Origin of the sequence: Luteitalea sp. (assembly GCF_022842525.1) — a bacterium.
GTDB lineage: Bacteria > Acidobacteriota > Vicinamibacteria > Vicinamibacterales > Vicinamibacteraceae > Luteitalea.
Map to the genome: position 1 here is coordinate 1 of NZ_JALHPM010000025.1, position 16863 is coordinate 16863.

The following is a 16863-nucleotide window of genomic DNA, read 5'->3' on the forward strand; positions in this document are numbered from 1 at the left end:
GCTTCCCCGGCCGCGGCGGCGCGGGCATCAGCGGCCCTGGCGGCGTCACCGGCGGCGCCGGCCTTCTGGTCGACCTCGTTGATGCGCTGCTGGTTCTTCTCGAGGTCGCCCGAGAGGGTCGTGACCTTGCCGTCGACTTCGCCGACGCGCGTGTTGACGAACTTCTTGGTGGCGCACGCGCTCGTGCCGGTCACGGCCAGGGTGCTCACGGTCAGGGCAATCAATGCTCGCTTCAACATGACGTTCCTCCTCGATATGTAGACACAGACGATCAATTGCCGTTGGTCGACGGCTGGGCAAAATACCCGGAGCGCGCCCGGACCTGCAGGTCCGGATTGCGCGTGCGCACGGCCACCTGATGCCAGCCCGCGCGTGTGGACGACTCGAACGCCAGCTGGTACTGATGGCGCAGGTCGATGACGAGACCGCGCGCGATCACGCTGGTCTCAGCGGGAGTCGACGCGATCAACATGTCCCCGCCGGTCCAGTAGGCGAGGTTGGCGAGCCGGGTCGTGATCGGCTCCCCGTTCGTGCGCAGCAGCGACCCGCCGTGCTGCGGATTGTTCGACGGCGACATCACCACCACGACGTAGACGGGGACGTCGATCGCGCTGGCCATGCCGGACACGTCCTCGACCGTCTTGCTGCTCGCGGTGTCGAGGCCATCGGTGACCACGATGACGGCGCGTCGGGGCGTCGGCCGGGTCTCGAGCCGCGCCGCCGTCTCGGCAATCGCGTCGTAGAGCGCCGTGGTGCCGTACGCCGACAGCCGGGGCAGGGCATCGGCCACCTGCCTCGCGTCGGTCGTGAAGGGCTGGACCTCCCGCAGCTGCTTGTCGAAGGCAAACAGCGCCACTTCGTCCTTGCCGGCATCGAACCAGGCCAGCAGGTGACGAATGACCTCGCGGGCGGCGTCGAGGTTGTTGGACAGCGTCATGCTGCCGCTCTGGTCCACGAGCACGCCGAAGGACACCGGGCCCTGGTCCGAGACGTCGAAGTCGACGATCGGACGATGCGCGCCGTTCTCGAGAATCTGGAAGTCGTTGCGCGTCAGGTTCCGCACCGGCTTGCCGCGCCGGTCCTTCACCACGGCATTCACGGAAACGAGGCTGACGCTGCTGCGGAACGTGGGGACGGGCTCCTGGCCGCGCACCGAGGCCGCCACGAGTGTGGAGGCGAGGACGCTCACGAGGCCGGTCACCAGCAGATTCCGCATGACGGTTCCCTTCACATCAAGATGTTTGCCAGCGTCGATCGCCGCCAAATGGCCCTTGATCGGGACAGATTTGCCCCAAGCCACGGCGAGATCGTGTAAGAACGTCACCTGGCCATGTAATTGTTACGCTTCGTGGACGGTTGCCTGCCCGATACGTGACGACTCGCGCGGAGAGCGCCCGTTCCAGCTCGACTGGCCCACACACCTCGACCGCTCTGCCGGCCGCAACGCGGACCGGTCCGCCACGTTTGTCGTCGTCACGCGCCGGAACCTGTAGGGCTACAATCCGGCCATGGCGCTCACGAGTACGCCGCTGCCCGTTGCCGACCGTGTGAACGGCTTCAGCTATGCGATCCGCAACATCGTCGTGGAGGCCCGGAAGGTCGAAGCGGCCGGCCGCAAGGTGGCCTACCTGAACATCGGCGACCCGATCCCGTTCGGGTTCGTCACGCCGCCGCACCTCGTCGAGGCGATCGCGCAGGCGATGCGGGAGGGCCACAACGGCTATACCCCGTCCCCCGGCATCCTGGAGGCGCGGACGGCGGTGGCCGAGGACTTCGCCAGCCGGGGCCTCGACGTCGATCCCGACCGCGTGTTCCTCACCTCGGGCACGTCGGAGGGCATCGAGCTGACCCTGACGGCCCTGCTCAACGCCGGCGACGAGGTCCTCGTGCCGACGCCGACCTATCCCCTGTACACGGCGGTCATCGCCAAGCTGGGGGCGGTCGAGTGCTACTACCGGACGGATCCGTCCCGCGGCTGGTTGCCCGATCTCGACCACCTGGCCACCCTGGTCACGCCACGGACCCGCGCCCTCGTGGTGATCGATCCGAACAACCCGACCGGCGCGGTCTATCCGGCCGACGTCCGACGGGCGCTGGTCGAGTTCTCGGAGCGCCACGGGCTGCTCCTGATCGCCGACGAGGTCTACGCCGACCTGGCCTACGACGGCCCGGTCGAGCCGCTCGGCCTGATCAATCCCGACGCCGCGATCATTTCGTACTCGTCGCTGTCGAAGGCCTACCTCGCGCCGGGCTGGCGCGCAGGCTGGATGGCGGTGGGCCGCACTCCGCGCCTCGATGGCCTCCTCGGTGGCCTGCGCAAGCTCGCCGATGGCCGGCTGTGCAGCCCCGGGCCGATGCAGTACGCCATCACGGCGGCCCTCCGGGGCGACCGGTCGTTCCAGACTGCCCTGCGCGATCAGCTCCGCGAGCGGGCCGAGATCACCGCGACGCGCCTGAACGCCATCCCCGGCATGCGCTGCGTGCCGGCCCAGGGCGCGTTCTACGCCATGCCGCAGGTCGACCTGCCGTCCGGCAAGACGGACGTCGACTACGTCCTCGGGTTGTTGCGCGCCACCGGCGTGCTGACCGTCTTCGGATCCGGCTTCGGCACCGATCCGGCCATGGGCGCCTTCCGCGTGGTCTTCCTGGCGCCGCCGGCCGAACTGCACCGCATCTACGACCTCGTCGCCGAGTACACGGGCGAGTTCCTCGCCGGCAGGGGGTAGGGTCCCCCGTGAGGAGGACGGAGGACAGAGGAGGGAGGACGGAGGTAGGGCAGAGGGAGGAAAGATCGAAGGGCAAAGGGTTCCGCGTGTCGGGCCCCGCCGCCGCCGCGGTCTACACCCTGCTCGCGATCGCCTGGACCTGGCCGCTCTCCGCCGGTCTCACCACCGACCTGCCCTGGGATCTCGGCGACTCGCTCCTCAACTGCTGGATCCTTGCCTGGCACTTCCATCAGGCCGGTCGGGTCCTGCATGGCGACCTCGGGGCCTTCGCCGACTGGTGGCATCCCAACATCTTCCATCCGGCGCCGTACGGTCTCGGGCAGTCGGAACTCCTCGTCGCCCAGGCCCTGCAGGGGGCCCCCGTCTACGCCGCGACGGGCAACATCCTGCTGACCTACAACCTGCTGTTCCTGTCCTCCTTCGTGGTGTCGGCGCTGGGCGCCTTCCTGCTGGTGCGCAGCCTCACCCGCAACGGGACGGCCGGGTTCGTGGCCGGACTCCTCTACGGCTTCGCCCTGTATCGCGTCAATCAGGGGCCGCACCTGCAGGTGCTGTCCTCGCAGTGGTTCCCGTTCGTCCTCTGGGGCCTGCATGCCTGGTGGCAGGACGGACGGCTGCGCCACGCCTGGCTCGCCGGGGGCGCCCTTGCCCTGCAGAACCTCTCGAACGGCTACTTCCTCATCTACGCCGCCCTCTGGCTGCCGCCCTACGTCCTCGCCCAGATCGCCCTGCGCGGCCGGCTGCGTGACCGTCGCGCCTGGCTCGGGCCGGTCATCGCCGCCGCCATCGGCATCGTCATCACGGCGCCCTTCCTCGTGCCGTATCTGCAGCTGCGCCGCCTGGGCCAGCCGGCGCGGCCCATGGCGGCCGTGGTGCAGTACAGCGCCGACACCTGGGCCTGGCTGACCGCCAACGACCAGCTGCGGCTGTGGGGCAGTCATCTGCAGACCTTCGTGCGTCCCGAGGGGGACCTGTTCCCGGGCCTGATCCCGCTGCTGCTCGCGCTGGTCGCCGTGGGGTTCGCCTGGGCGGAGCGCTGGCCTGGCGGTCAGCCGACGCGACCCGGGGTCCGGTCCTGGCTCGCGACGATCCTGGCGCTTGCCGCCATCGGCCACGTCGTGGCCATCGGGCTCGCGCTGTTCGCGGGCCTCCAGCGCCTGCACCTCGGGCCCCTGACCCTCAGCATCACCGATGGGAGGCGCCTGCTGACCGGGCTCGCGATCGCCCTGGTGGGCCTGCTGGCCACCTCGCCGCGCGCACGCCGCCTGCTGCGCGACGACCCCCAGCGGCCCGTCGTGCTGTGGGTGGGGCTCGCCGCGGTCACGGTGTGGCTCTCGTTCGGCCCCGTGGTGCACATCGGCGGGCGCACCGCCCGTACCTGGCCGTCGCTGTACGCGGTGATCTACGACCTCGTGCCCGGCGGCGACGCCCTGCGTGTGCCACCCCGCATCGCCATGGTCACGGCGCTCGCCCTGAGTGTGCTCGGCGGGTTGGCCGCCGCGTCGCTGCTGCGCCGACGCCAGGGCACGCTCGTCACCGGCGTGCTCGCCGTGGCATTCGTCGCAGAGAGCTGGCCGGCGCCGGTCCCGGTCAACCTGCGCATCGACCCGGCGCCCCTCCGCCCACTCACCGAGCCGCTGCCTCCCCGACCCGCCGATCATCCGCTGGCCAGGGCCCTGGCCGCCTTGCCACCCGAGGCCGTCATCCTCGACCTGCCGCTCGGCGCGCTGCCCTACGAGGTGTGGTGGCAGTACCTGTCGATCGGGCATTGGCGCGCGCGCCTCAACGGCTTCAGCGGCGATGCGCCGCCGGCGTTCCTCGCCCTCGTCCAGCGTCTCGCGCCCTTTCCGGACGCCCTCGCGGCCGGCACCCTCGATGAGGCCGAACAGGCAGCGGTGCTGGCGACAATCCGTGCGCACGGCGCGACGCACGTCCTCGTGCATGCGGGCGCGTGGCCCTCGCCCGCACCCGCGGCGGCACTGCGCACGTGGCTCCAGCGAGCCGGGGCCTCGCCCCTCTCGACGGTCGGCGCCACCGAGATCTGGCGTCTTCCGCCTTGAGTGAACGGCAGCAGACGTTTATGCTCCCGCCATGCTGCCGCCAGGGCACGGCCCGGATGTCAGGCCGGATGCCACGCACATCGCCGCGATCGTCGAGTCCGCCATGGACGCGATCATCACCATCGATCACGATCAACGCGTCGTGCTGTTCAATCCCGCGGCCGAACGCATGTTCGGGGTCCCGGCGGCCGATGCCCTCGGACACACGCTGGACCGCTTCCTGCCCGATCGCTTCCGGGCGTCGCACCATCAGCACGTCACGGCCTTTGCCGAGACCAACGTCACGCGCCGGACCATGGGGGCCCTGCGGACGCTGATGGCCCTGCGCGCCGATGGCACCGAGTTTCCGATCGAAGCCTCCATCTCGCAGGTGCGGGCGCCGGAGGGACGTACGCTGACGGTCATCCTCCGTGACGTCTCCGAGCGCGTCCGGGCCGACGTGCTGGTCGCGGAGTACACCAGAGAACTCGAACACTCGCGCAGCGAGCTCCGAGCGCTCTCGGCCAAGCTGCAGGAAACCCGCGAGACCGAGCGCGCCAGCATCGCCCGCGAAGTCCACGACCGGCTCGGGCAGTCCCTGACCGCGCTGAGCCTCGGCCTCGACCGGCTCTACCAGGACCTCGACCGGCCGGGGCCGGCCACCCTCGCGGTCGCCCGCAAGGAGTGCCAGTCGCTGGCGGCCCTGGTGCAGGACGCCATCAAGGGGTCGCGCCGCCTGGCGTCTGAACTGCACCCCGCCGTGCTGGATCACCTCGGCCTCGCCGCCGCCGTCGAGTGGCAGGTGCAGGAGTTCGGCGCCCGTTCCGGTCTGGTCTGCCACGTCGATGTCGACAGCGGGCTGGCGATCCCCCGCGAAGTCGAACTTCCGTTGTTCCGCGTCCTTCAGGAGGCACTGACCAACATCGCGCGTCACGCCGAGGCCCGCACCGCCATCGTCTCGCTGCAGTTGGACGACGACACCCTCGCGCTGGTGGTGGAAGACGATGGCCGGGGGGTGGTGGAGACGAGTGCTCGACCGGTCGGCCTGGGGCTGCTCGGCATGCGGGAGCGCCTCGTCGACTTCGGAGGCCGGGTCACGCTCTCGGACCGCCCCGCCGTCAAGGGCGCGCGCCTCGACGTGCGCGTGCCCTGGCCCGTCACCCGCCGGGAGGCGCGATGATCCGCCTGCTGATTGCCGACGACCATCCGATCGTGCGGCACGGTCTGGTGCAGATCGTCTCTCGTGAGGTCGACATGCAGGTCGTGGCCGAGGCCGGGGATTCAGCCCAGGCCCTCGACGCCGGGCAGCGCACCGAGGTCGACGTCGCCGTGCTCGACCTCGCGATGCCCGGCCGGGGCGGCCTCGACGTGCTGCGTGAACTCAAGCGCGTGCGGCCGGCCCTGCCCGTGCTGATCCTCAGCATGTACGGCGAGGACGTCTTCGCCATGCGAGCGCTGAAGGCCGGCGCCCACGGCTATCTCACCAAGGAGAGCGCGGCCGGCGAACTGGTCCAGGCCGTGCGCACCGTGATGGCGGGCCGCCGCTACGTCACCACCGCGCTGGCCGAGCGCCTGGCCGCGCTGGTCGGCGGCGCGATGACGCCCAATCCGCACGAGCAACTCTCCGACCGCGAGATGGCCGTCTTCCGTCTGCTCGCCGGCGGCCACACCGTGACCCAGGCGGCCGACGACCTCGCCCTCAGCGTCAAGACCGTCAGCACCTACCGGGCCCGACTGCTCCGCAAGCTGAATCTCCGCACGACCGCCGACCTGGTGCGCTACGCCGTCGATCACGGCATCTGAGCAATTCAGAATTCAGAATTCAGAATGAAGCGCGGGGCCGACACGGTCGGCTCTGCCGAACCATACGGCTCTCAGGTCGTTCTGCGAGTGCGTTGCCGCACCACGACTGGTGTCTGTGCCCCCGCGGAGCCTGGCGATGTCAGCTGCGCGCGACATCTTGAATCTTGAAGTCTGAATTGTGTCTATCCGACAGCTGAGCCGGGCCGCCCGTCAGACCACCGTGGCCGCAGCCGACATGCAGACCGCCGCGGCGCCCTTTCTCGTTTCCCCCCCGCGCGTTCCACTCCCTCCTGGCGCGTCCTGTGCGGTCATGGCACACTGAGCGCCAGTGTGCGGGTGCGGTCACCGCACACCGCGACTCCCTCGAGGCGTGATTGCCCCGGTTTCCGGCCTCGTGGTGACGGCACCAGACTTGTACTGACCAAGGTGGGTCCCGCAGGGCCCAGAACGCCATGGCCATACTGCTGCGCAGGTTCTGGACGCGTGATCTGACGAAGGGCGAGCTCGCCATCCTCGCCTTCTTCGTCGTGCAGGCCCTGGACGCCGCCTTCACCTACTGGGGCGTCGCCGCGCACGGCCGCGGCATCGAGGCCAACCCCCTCATCGCCTCGCTGATGTGGTCGATGGGCGAGGGGCCGGCGCTTGCCTCGGCCAAGCTGGCGGCCGCCGGCTGCGGCATGTTCCTCCACCTGACGCAGGTCCACCGCATCGTGGCGATCCTCACGGCCTTCTACGTCTGCGCCGCCCTGCTTCCCTGGGTCTGGGTGCTCACGGCCCTCCGCCCGTAGCCCGCCTGAGCCCTGAGCCCTCGCCCTGAGCCTGTTGGTACACTGGCCAGCGGCATGCGTACCGATCCGCTCGCGTATCTCGGCGACCAACTCGACGACCTGAAGGCGCAGGGACTCTATCGCTCCCTCCGCGTGCTCGAAGGGGAGGCCAGGGCGACCTCGGTCTACGACGGCACCTCCGTCGTCAACCTCTCCTCGAACAACTACCTCGGGCTCACCACCCATCCGAAACTCAAGCAGAAGGCCATCGAGGCCATCGAGCAGTTCGGCGTCGGGTCCGGGGCCGTCCGCAGCATCTCGGGGACGATGGCGATGCACCTCGAGCTCGAGCGTCGCCTGGCGGAGTTCAAGCACACCGAGGCCGTGGTCGTCTTCCAGAGCGGCTTCACGTCCAACGCCGGCACCGTCTCGTCGATCCTCACCCGCGAGGATGCGATCGTCTCCGACGAGCTGAACCACGCCAGCATCATCGACGGCGCCCGTCTCAGTCGCGCCACCATCAAGGTCTTCCCGCACGGGGATGCCGACGCCGCGCGCCGCATCCTCAGCGAACTGCCGTCCTCGCAGCGAAAGCTCCTGATTACCGATGGCGTCTTCAGCATGGACGGCGACCTCGGTCCCCTGCCGGCCCTGTGCGACGCCGCCGAGGCCTACGGCGCCATCATGATGGTGGACGATGCGCATGCCAGCGGCGTGTTCGGCCGCAACGGGCGTGGCACGGTCGACCACTTCGGAATGCACGGGCGCGTCGACGTGCAGGTCGGCACGCTGTCGAAGGCGTTCGGGTCGCTGGGCGGCTACGTCGCCGGCAACCGCAACCTGATCGAGTTCCTGTACCACCGCGCCCGGCCGTTCCTGTTCTCGACCTCGCACCCGCCCTCGGTCACCGCCAGCTGCCTGGCGGCGCTCGATCTGCTGCTCGAGGAACCCCAGTTGATCGAGCAACTGTGGGACAACACCCGCTTCTTCAAGGCCGGCCTGCAGGGCCTCGGCTTCGACACCGGGATCAGCGAGAGCCCGATCACGCCGGTGATGGTGGGCGAAGGGGCCAGGGCGATGGCGTTCTCCGACCGCCTCTTCAAGGAGGGCGTGTTCGCGATGGGCATCGCCTTCCCCACCGTGGCCCGCGACAAGGCGCGCGTGCGCACCATCGTCTCGGCGGCGCACACCCGAGAGGAACTCCAGTTCGCCCTCGACGTATTTGGAAAAGTCGGGCGGGAGATGGGGATCGTCTAGCGTCGGCCGGGGCGGCCTGACAGGGCCACCTTCGCGGGGTCGGCGGGGTCGATGGCGACGGCCAGGGTCGCCCCCGGTTGCACCTGGGGAATGTCGAGCCGCGAGATCAGGGCGCGGGCCGTGGCCGTGTAGGTGGTGCCATCGCCGCGACGCACCTCGAGGTGGAGGACGACCACCGGGTCGTCGTTGAGGGTCACGCCGGTGTCCGAGATGTCCAGCACCACCGCTTCGCCGCGCTGTCCGACCCGCCGGATGCGATCGGCGTCCCCTTCGCCCGTGATCCGGTCGATCGTGGCCCCGCAGCCTGCCAGCAGGGCCGCCAGGGCCAGGGCCGCCATCCGGAGTGTCGTGCGCATGGGCGTCGCGTCGTCCTCTCCTCACCCCAACGTCGGCACGCACGCGACCGCACGGGGCGCCGGCGGGAGCGTCGACCGATGAGCAGGCGCACGCGCCCGATCGCCGACCGTGCCCGCGCCTTCATCGACGACTACACCCGCGACCTGACCGCGCGCGACCTGCAGCGCGTCTTCACGCGCGAGACCCGCGACATGGTCTCGTTCTTCACCCAGGGCACCAGCCAGGCCGAGGCCACCCAGAAGGAACTGCTGCGCCATCCGTTCCGCAACGCCCGGCAGTTCTTCCTGGCCTTCGCGATGCGGCTCACCGCGGCGCGGCGCATGCTCTACGCCGGTGCGATCGTGCTCTTCGTGTTCGGTCTCGTCGACGGACTCTCGCCCGATCCCGGCGAGCCGCTCTGGGACAACGGCCTCGTCAAGCTCCTGCTCGCCTTCGGCCTGATCCACCTCATCCTGCTGCTCGAGGTGGCCGACCGCCTCACGCTGAAGCACGAGCTGAACGTGGCCCGCGACATCCAGCGCGCGATGCTCCCGGCCGGCACGCTGATGGTCGGCACGGTCGAAGCCCATGGCGAGACGCAGCCGGCCAACACCGTCGGCGGCGACTTCTACGACATCCTGCCGCGCGCCGACGGTCACGTCCTGGTCATCCTGGGCGACGTCGCCGGCAAGGGCACCCCGGCGGCCCTGCTGATGGCCCTGTTCCTGGCCATGACCCGCACCCTGCTCGACGAAGCGCTGCCGCCGGCTGGTCTGGCCCTGCGCCTCAACGAGCAGCTGATGCGCCACTCGCCCCGATCGCGGTTCATCACCGCCTTCATCGGCCTGTTCGACCCGCGCACGGGCGAGGTCCGCTATGTCAACGCCGGCCAGAACCCGCCGATGGTGCGGCGCGCCTCGGGGCGGCTCGAATGGCTGGCGCCCACCGGCATGGCGCTGGGGCTGTCGCGCAAGGCGTCCTACGACGAAGCCACGGTCACGCTGTCGGCCGGCGACGTCCTCCTGGCGTACAGCGACGGCATCACCGAGGCCGAGTCCCCCAACGGCGCGTCCTTCGAGGAGGATGGCCTCCGGGTGCTCGCCGACCAGATGGACGGCATGCGCGCCGGCGACATCGCCCGTGTCGTCATCGACGCGGTCAAGACCCACACCGACGACACGACCCTGTTCGACGACCTCACGGTGCTGGTCTGCCGCCGCGTGCCCGACGTCCCGCCGCCCCCGCCGCTCCCGATCGGGTAAGTCGGCACGCGGGACGGGCGGCGCCGGGTGCCCGGCTGTCGGTTCCCGGTTCCCGGTTCCCGGTTCCCGACTCTCGACTCCCGACTCCCGACTCCCGACTCCCGGTTCTTTTCAGGTCTATGATCGACCCACGGTCACTCACGCCGCGTCCCCCCGGGGCCGGCCCCGTCGCCATGCGAGCTTGCGCGGGGGTTCTCATCGTCGTCGCGCTGTGGTGGGCGGACCCCGCTGCGGCGCAATCGGTCGGCCCCGTCGACGCGCTGCTCGTGCGCATGGAGCAGGTGTTGTCTGCCGGCGGCGATGCGTCGGCGCTCGCCCCCCTGTTTGCCGAGGGGGCCGACCGCGCGCAGCTCGACGCCGTGGCCGGGGAGTCGGCGAGTGAGCGCACCACGCGCGCCGTGGTCCGCGAACGCGATCGCCAGGACCTGCCCGATGGCGCCACGCGCGTCATCGCGGACGTCCTCGTCGAGACCGCCGCGATGGCGCACCTCTCGACCTGGCGCTTCGACCTCGAGCCTGGCGCGACCCCTGAGGCGCCGGCGCTGATCCGCGCCGCGGCCCGGCTCAGCATCGTCGACGGCCTGGTGCGCCTCAGCCTGGCCGAACGCCAGTACGCCGTCCGCGATCTGCGGATCACCGCCGAGGACCTGCAGATCACCATCCCCTCGGGTGTGGCCTACGCCGCCGAGATCCGGGGCCTGCTCACCGCGCTCGTGGTGATTGGCGACGGCGATGTGGTGTTCTCACCGCAACCCGAGATGGAGAAGGGGCAACTGCGTCTGGTGACGGGAGACGACGTGCTGCGGACGAAGGTGTCGCGGCTGTTTCTCCGGGTCAATCCCGCCGACGCCGCGCAACGCCTCGCGTTGCAGGCCCTGAGCCCGGCCCCCACCGATCGCGGGATGTTCGACCGCGCCCGCAAGCTGTTCGCCGAGCAGGTCACGCAGTCCTACAGCCTCGACCTCAGCGATCTCAGCCGCGACAACTGGAACCTGGTGCCTCCGATCGGCGACCTGCTGGTCGACATGGATCTGGCCCGCTACGGGCAGCTCTCGTATGCGCGCAGCGGCGCGGAGTCGGAGGACATCTCGCTGTTCGACCGCAAGCGGCGCAAGAACCTGTCGGTCTACACGTCGGCCCGGAACCTCGAGTTGCGCGGCACGCGCCGGTACAACGAGGAGGAGCGCCTCGAGTACCACATCGATCACTACAGCGTGGACGTGGCCTTCGATCCGAACCGCGTGTGGCTGGAGGGCCGCGCCGATCTCGACCTCCGCATCACGGGGGCGGCCGTGCAGACCCTCACGCTGCGGCTGGCCGAGCCGCTGACGCTGCGTGCGGTCACCTCCGACGAGTTCGGCCGCCTGCTCGCACTGCGCGTCCGCGGCCAGAACAGCATCGTGGTGAACCTGCCCGATACGTTGCGGCGGGGTCAGACGCTGCGGCTCCGCGTGGCGTACGGCGGACGCCTGCCGCCGATCCCACCCGAGCGCGAGGCCGTCGCCCTCGGGCAGAACCTGGTGTCGGAACTGGCGCTCGAGCCCGAGCCGCGCTTCGTCTACAGCTTCCGGTCCTACTGGTACCCGCAGAGCAGCGTGCCGGCGTTCGCCACGGCGCGCATCCGGGTGACCGTGCCGCCGGACTTCGCGGTGCTCGGCAGCGGCATCCCGGACCCCCCGACTCCGGTGACGGGACCGCCGCCCGACGCCCGGACGCGCCGCGCCTTCGTCTTTCGCGCCCTGCAGCCGGTGCGCTACCTGTCGATCGCCGTCAGCCGGTTCGTGCAGGTGGTGACGGCGACGGTGTCGCGCGAGGTGGCCCCGGCGGCGAGCGGGGGGACCGCCGAGGCGGAACCGCGACTGTCGCGTGCGGGGCCTGGCGTCTTCTACGACTCCGCCACGGTGGAGATGTGGAGCCAGCCCAGGCAGACCGGCCGCGCCAGGGACCTGCTCGACACCACCACCGACATGCTCCGGTTCTACGGGGACCTCGTGGACGACCTGCCGTTCCCGTCGTTCAGGCTCGCGCTGGCCGAGGACGTGGTGCCCGGCGGACACAGCCCCGGCTACTTCGCGATCCTCCACCAACCCCTGCCCGGCACGCCCTTCACGTGGACGCGCGACCCGGTCGCGTTCGAGGGCTTCCCGCAGTTCTTCCTGGCCCACGAACTCGCGCACCAGTTCTGGGGACAGGCTGTTGCCGGCGAGAACTACCACGAGCAGTGGATCAGCGAGGGCTTCGCACAATATTTTGCGTTGCTGTACGCGCAGGAGACGCGGCCACCGGATGCCGTCGACGGCGTCTTCCGCCAGATGTACCGCTCGGCCGTGGACGTGAGCGACCAGGGCCCCATCTGGCTCGGCTATCGCCTGGGACACATGAAGGGGGACAGCCGCGTCTTCCGATCCACGGTCTACAACAAGAGCGCCCTGGTGCTGCACATGCTGCGGCGCCTCATCGGCCCCGTGGCCTTCTCGCGCGGCCTGCAGCGGTTCTACGGGCAGAGCCGCTTCCGCCGGGTGGGGACCGACGATGTCAGGGCGGCGATGGAAACTGAGTCCGGGACGTCCCTCGAGCGTTTCTTCGAGCGATGGGTGTATGGCTCGGACATCCCCGTCGTCCGGCCCCACTGGGTGCAGGAGGACGCCGCGACGGCCGGCGCCGATGGCCAGGCACCCGGTGGGGGGCTCCTGCGTCTCATCCTGGAGCAGGGTGTGCGCGTCCACGACATCCCGCTGACGGCCACGGTCGTCTACGTGGACGGCCGCACGGAGCAGGTGCTCGTCGTGGCCAGGGATGCCGTCACCGAGGTGCAGGTGCCGGTGACCGGGCGGGTCCGGGACGTCCGCTTCAACGAGGATTTCGGGGCCCTCGTGAAAATCGACCGCTCGCGCCGCTAGGGTCGCCGCGCCGCTCTGCTATGATCCGCGGTTGCGGGTCACCTCATTTTCTCGCGAGATTCCTGAGCATATGGATACAGTCACCCTCACCATCGACGGCCGCCAAATCAGTGTTGCCAAGGGCACCACCGTGCTGCAGGCCGCGATCGAGAGCGGGATCAACGTGCCGTACTACTGCTATCACCCCGGACTCGGGGTCGATGGCAACTGTCGCGTATGTCTCGTCAAGATCGAGAAGATGCCGAAGCTGCAGGTGTCGTGCTCGATTACCGCGAGCGACGGCATGGTGGTGCACACGGGCACGCCCGACGTCGTCAAGGCGCGCGCCGGCGTGTTCGAGTTCCTGCTGCTGAACCATCCACTGGACTGCCCGGTGTGCGACAAGGGCGGCGAGTGCCCGCTGCAGGACTTCTCGTACAGCTTCGGTCCCGACGCCAGCCGCAACGAGTTCCCGCGCCGCGTGTTCGACGGCGAGGGCGTCAAGGCCGACGTCGACTTCGGGCCCACGCTCATGCTCAACCGGAACCGCTGCATCATGTGCACGCGCTGCATCCGGTTCATGCGCGAGATCGATGGCGATGCCCAGATCGGCGTGCTCACCCGCGGCAACTCGAGCGAGATCGCGACCTTCGAGGAGAAGGGCATCCACTCGATCCTCTCGGGCAACCTGATGGACGTGTGCCCGGTGGGCGCCATCACGACCCGCGACTACCGCTTCAAGTCGCGACCCTGGGACAACCCGAGCGCGGTCGACACCATCTGCACGCAGTGCGAGAAGGGCTGCAACACGACGGCGTGGCTGCGCGCCAAGCCCGAGTGGGCCAAGGGGGCGCAACTGGTGCGCTTCACGCCCCGCCTCAACGCCGACGTCAACCAGTTCTGGATGTGCGACATCGGCCGCTTCACTTACCACTGGATCGAGAGCGATCAGCGGCTGACGCGCCCGATCGTGTCCGACGGGCAGGGGCAGCAGGCCGCCAGCTGGAACCAGGCCCTCGACCGCCTGCGCGACGTGCTCAACGGCGCCGGCGATCAGGTGCGCTTCCTGCTCTCCGCCCACGCGAGTCACGAGGAGCTCTTCGTCTTCGCCAAGCTCGGCCAGGCCCTGCTCGGCGACAAGGCGCAGCACGCGTTCGACGTCGCCTGGACCGTCTCGGCCAAGGCCCAGCCGGCCAACACGAAGTTCGTGGTGCCGCCGGTGGATGCCCCCAACGTCGCGGGCGCGAAGATGCTCGGGCTAGTGGGTGAAGTCGAGGGCGCGCCGACGCTGGCCGGGCTGCAGCAGGCCGTGAGCGCCAGCGTCAAGGTCCTGTACGTGTTCGACCCGGGGCCCGCGGGTTCGCTCGGCGACACGAGCTGGATCATCGCGGCCAGGAAGGCCGGACAGATCGGCACGCTCATCGTTCAGGGCGTGCTGATGACCGACCTCGCGGCTGCCGCCGACATCGTGCTTCCGGGCGCGGCCTTCATCGAGAAGGACGCCTCGTACACCAACCACCAGGGCCGCCTGCAGTTCGCCTCGCGTGCCTTCCCGGCCCCCGGGGAAGCGCTCGACGACACGGCCATCGTCCTGAAGGTGGCCAAGGCCACCGGACGCGACCTCGGCTATGCCTCCGGTGCCGCGGTGCGGGCCGCCATTGCCGAGACGCTGCCCGGCGAGGCCGGTGTCGCCGGCATCGCCGACGCCACGTTCGGGGACGCGCGCCACGCGTCGCACTGGCTGCAGTCGAGCAACGCGTCCGAGCGGGTCAAGTGGGACACGCTGTTCCAGGACCTGCCGCCGGTGAAGTTCGCCGACATGCTGAAGCCGAAGCCTGCCGGCGACGTGATCCCGCTCCGCAAGGTCGACTGACGGGGGAGGGGCCGGGGTCGGCCCCTCTTGGCCCCGTGCTTGCAGTTCCTTCTCGCATGAACGACCGCAGAGGAGGACACGTGAGCACCTACTTCCGTCTCGACCACCTGGCCACGGCCGCGCTGGCATTCGCGACACTCGGGCTGGGCGCCAGCCCAGCCCTCGCCCAGGGATCCGACGATGTCACGGTGATGCTGCGATCCGGGGAACGGGTCAGCGGTCGCCTCGAAGATCTCGAGAGCGGCACGCTCTTCGTCCGCGTCAGCCAGAACGACCAGCGCAAACTTCCGGTCGGCCAGGTCGCGCTCATCGACTACGTCGGTGGCGCGCAGGGCCTGCCTGACACCGAGACCGGCCCCGCGCGAGGCGCCGACCACGTGCTGGTCATGCGGAACAGCCAGCTGATCCAGGGGCGACTGGTCGACATCGAAGGCGGCGTCGGCTCGAACCGGCCGGACGACCGTCGGGTGTACGTCTTCAGGACAAGCGCCGGGGAAGAGCGTCGGGTCGCGGCCGAGCAGATCGGACGCGTCTACCTCGGTCAGTACCCGGGCGGGTCGACCCCGGCCGCCGGTGCGGCCGCCGGTGCGGCCACCACCGGCCTGACCATGCCCGCCTCCGCTTCGGGCGTCCGCGTGGCGGCTAATCAGCCGTGGACGTCGACGGGCATCCGCGTGACCGAGGGCCAGACAGTCATCTTCTCGGTGCAGGGTGAGGTGCAGCTGAGCACGGCTGGTGACGACCGCGCCTCGGCCGCGGGCGCGGCCAACAACCGTCGGGCCGCCGATCGCGCGCCCTTGCCGAGTGCCCTCGCCGGCGCGTTGATCGGCCGCATCGGCAACGGCGCGCCGTTCGGGATCGGCAACCAGGTCGTCGTCCCGATGCCGGCCACCGGCGAACTCTTCCTCGGGGTCAATGACGACGAGGTGGGGGACAACAGTGGCGGCTTCGTGGTCGACCTGAAGCCGCAGGCCGTGCCGCGGCGCCGTCGCTAGGGACAGGACACGCGGAGGCTGCGCGGACGCACGTCGAACGTCCGCGTCGTCTCCGCGCCGATCACCTCGCCATCCAGATGAATCGGGAGGGCCGTCGCCTGCGAGATCGCGACGCGACGGGCCCGACCAGTGAACACGCCGGGCACCGACGGCAGCGTGCCGTTGAAGAGCCGCCACCCATGGCGCACCATCCGTCCCAGCGTCACGTGGGGCACGGCGACGACGTCGAGCAGGCCATCGTCGAAGGCGGCGGCGGGTGCGACACGCGCGCCATGTCCGTACTGCTGGCCGTTGCAGACGACGACGAGATGCGCCTCCATCTCGAGGGGCAGCGCGTCGTCCAGGCGAAGGCTGAACCTGTGGGGCTCGGCGGTGCGCCATTCCATGAGAATCGACGTGATGTAGGGCACCAGGCCGCGACGGAGGTTGCGCGTGTTGAAGCGCGCCGCCACCGAAGCATCGAGGCCGACGCCGGCGACGTTGAGGAAGGCGTGCCCATCGACGCGTCCGGTGTCGACGTCGCGCGGTTTGCCGCGCATCGCGACCTCCACGGCGGTCTGGACGTCCAGGGGGAGGCCCAGGCCCCGCGCGAAGCCGTTGCCTGACCCTCCCGGGATGATGCCGAGGGCGACACCGGTGTCGAGCAGGCCCGCGGCGACCTCGTTCAGCGTACCGTCGCCTCCCCAGACCACCAGACGGTCGGTGCCGGCCTCCAGGGCGGCGCGAACGGCGCGGGTGCCGTCGCCCTGGCCGCGCGTCTCCGTCGCCCGGATGGTCGTGGCGCCGTGCGTCCGCAACAGATGGCTTACGAAGCGGACGCGATCGGCGCGCGGCACGCGCCTGACGGCAGGTCCAGACGCGGGGTTGACAATGAGGTCGACGGTCAAGGTGGTGAGAGTACCAGCCCCGGTAACTTGTTATAGTAC

The 16863-nt window shown here is 70.1% G+C and carries 13 protein-coding genes and 1 pseudogene; 10 read left to right on the forward strand and 4 right to left on the reverse strand.

Annotated features, from left to right (window positions below):
• Positions 1–239 (reverse strand): annotated as a pseudogene (locus Q0C41_RS07400) (hypothetical protein); the annotation flags it as partial.
• Between the two features lie 32 nt (positions 240–271).
• Positions 272–1216: a VWA domain-containing protein gene (locus tag Q0C41_RS07405; protein WP_291982383.1), complete on the reverse strand. Its 945-nt coding sequence runs from the start codon at positions 1214–1216 to the stop codon at positions 272–274.
• A gap of 292 nt (positions 1217–1508) precedes the next feature.
• Here Q0C41_RS07405 and Q0C41_RS07410 point away from each other — a divergent pair, with 292 nt between their 5' ends.
• The 6 genes from Q0C41_RS07410 to Q0C41_RS07435 all read left to right on the forward strand — a co-directional run bounded on the left by Q0C41_RS07410 (position 1509) and on the right by Q0C41_RS07435 (position 8592).
• A complete protein-coding gene (locus tag Q0C41_RS07410) occupies positions 1509–2726 on the forward strand; it encodes an aminotransferase class I/II-fold pyridoxal phosphate-dependent enzyme (protein ID WP_291982385.1) in 1218 nt (405 codons plus the stop codon).
• A gap of 86 nt (positions 2727–2812) precedes the next feature.
• Complete coding sequence (locus Q0C41_RS07415; protein WP_291982387.1) at positions 2813–4786, forward strand: hypothetical protein; 1974 nt, start codon at positions 2813–2815, stop codon at positions 4784–4786.
• Between the two features lie 31 nt (positions 4787–4817).
• A complete protein-coding gene (locus Q0C41_RS07420; protein WP_291982389.1) occupies positions 4818–5945 on the forward strand; it encodes a PAS domain-containing sensor histidine kinase in 1128 nt (375 codons plus the stop codon).
• Positions 5942–6568 (forward strand): response regulator transcription factor, encoded by a 627-nt coding sequence (locus Q0C41_RS07425; protein WP_291982391.1) that lies wholly within the window; start codon positions 5942–5944, stop codon positions 6566–6568. The genes Q0C41_RS07420 and Q0C41_RS07425 overlap by 4 nt, the downstream gene beginning before the upstream one ends.
• Positions 6569–7020: 452 nt before the next feature.
• Positions 7021–7356 carry a DUF5658 family protein gene (locus Q0C41_RS07430; RefSeq protein ID WP_291982393.1) on the forward strand — a complete coding sequence of 112 codons (336 nt, stop codon included), beginning with the start codon at positions 7021–7023 and terminating at the stop codon, positions 7354–7356.
• A gap of 54 nt (positions 7357–7410) precedes the next feature.
• Positions 7411–8592 carry a glycine C-acetyltransferase gene (locus Q0C41_RS07435; RefSeq protein WP_291982395.1) on the forward strand — a complete coding sequence of 394 codons (1182 nt, stop codon included), beginning with the start codon at positions 7411–7413 and terminating at the stop codon, positions 8590–8592.
• Here Q0C41_RS07435 and Q0C41_RS07440 read toward each other — a convergent pair.
• Positions 8589–8948 carry a hypothetical protein gene (locus Q0C41_RS07440; protein ID WP_291982397.1) on the reverse strand — a complete coding sequence of 120 codons (360 nt, stop codon included), beginning with the start codon at positions 8946–8948 and terminating at the stop codon, positions 8589–8591. The genes Q0C41_RS07435 and Q0C41_RS07440 overlap by 4 nt on opposite strands.
• Positions 8949–9026: 78 nt before the next feature.
• Between Q0C41_RS07440 and Q0C41_RS07445 the strand changes: the two genes are divergently transcribed.
• The 4 genes from Q0C41_RS07445 to Q0C41_RS07460 all read left to right on the forward strand — a co-directional run bounded on the left by Q0C41_RS07445 (position 9027) and on the right by Q0C41_RS07460 (position 15937).
• Complete coding sequence (locus Q0C41_RS07445; protein ID WP_291982399.1) at positions 9027–10190, forward strand: PP2C family protein-serine/threonine phosphatase; 1164 nt, start codon at positions 9027–9029, stop codon at positions 10188–10190.
• A 173-nt stretch (positions 10191–10363) separates the two neighbouring features.
• Positions 10364–13090 (forward strand): M1 family aminopeptidase, encoded by a 2727-nt coding sequence (locus tag Q0C41_RS07450; protein ID WP_291982401.1) that lies wholly within the window; start codon positions 10364–10366, stop codon positions 13088–13090.
• A 70-nt stretch (positions 13091–13160) separates the two neighbouring features.
• Entirely contained in the window at positions 13161–14942 is a 1782-nt protein-coding gene (locus Q0C41_RS07455; RefSeq protein ID WP_291982403.1) for a molybdopterin-dependent oxidoreductase, read from the forward strand.
• Positions 14943–15022: 80 nt separating this feature from the next.
• Complete coding sequence (locus Q0C41_RS07460) at positions 15023–15937, forward strand: hypothetical protein (RefSeq protein ID WP_291982406.1); 915 nt, start codon at positions 15023–15025, stop codon at positions 15935–15937.
• Here Q0C41_RS07460 and Q0C41_RS07465 read toward each other — a convergent pair.
• Positions 15934–16824, reverse strand: coding sequence for a diacylglycerol kinase family protein (locus Q0C41_RS07465; RefSeq protein WP_291982408.1), 891 nt, complete (start codon positions 16822–16824; stop codon positions 15934–15936). The two genes, Q0C41_RS07460 and Q0C41_RS07465, sit on opposite strands and share 4 nt — an antisense overlap.
• Positions 16825–16863 lie beyond the last annotated feature (39 nt).

Coding starts and splice junctions, on each gene's coding strand:
- Q0C41_RS07405 (WP_291982383.1), bottom strand. CDS start 1,216: ATGCGGAATCTGCTGGTGACCGGCCTCGTGAGCGTCCTCGCCTCCACA.
- Q0C41_RS07410 (WP_291982385.1), top strand. CDS start 1,509: ATGGCGCTCACGAGTACGCCGCTGCCCGTTGCCGACCGTGTGAACGGC.
- Q0C41_RS07420 (WP_291982389.1), top strand. CDS start 4,818: ATGCTGCCGCCAGGGCACGGCCCGGATGTCAGGCCGGATGCCACGCAC.
- Q0C41_RS07425 (WP_291982391.1), top strand. CDS start 5,942: ATGATCCGCCTGCTGATTGCCGACGACCATCCGATCGTGCGGCACGGT.
- Q0C41_RS07430 (WP_291982393.1), top strand. CDS start 7,021: ATGGCCATACTGCTGCGCAGGTTCTGGACGCGTGATCTGACGAAGGGC.
- Q0C41_RS07435 (WP_291982395.1), top strand. CDS start 7,411: ATGCGTACCGATCCGCTCGCGTATCTCGGCGACCAACTCGACGACCTG.
- Q0C41_RS07440 (WP_291982397.1), bottom strand. CDS start 8,948: ATGCGCACGACACTCCGGATGGCGGCCCTGGCCCTGGCGGCCCTGCTG.
- Q0C41_RS07445 (WP_291982399.1), top strand. CDS start 9,027: ATGAGCAGGCGCACGCGCCCGATCGCCGACCGTGCCCGCGCCTTCATC.
- Q0C41_RS07450 (WP_291982401.1), top strand. CDS start 10,364: ATGCGAGCTTGCGCGGGGGTTCTCATCGTCGTCGCGCTGTGGTGGGCG.
- Q0C41_RS07455 (WP_291982403.1), top strand. CDS start 13,161: ATGGATACAGTCACCCTCACCATCGACGGCCGCCAAATCAGTGTTGCC.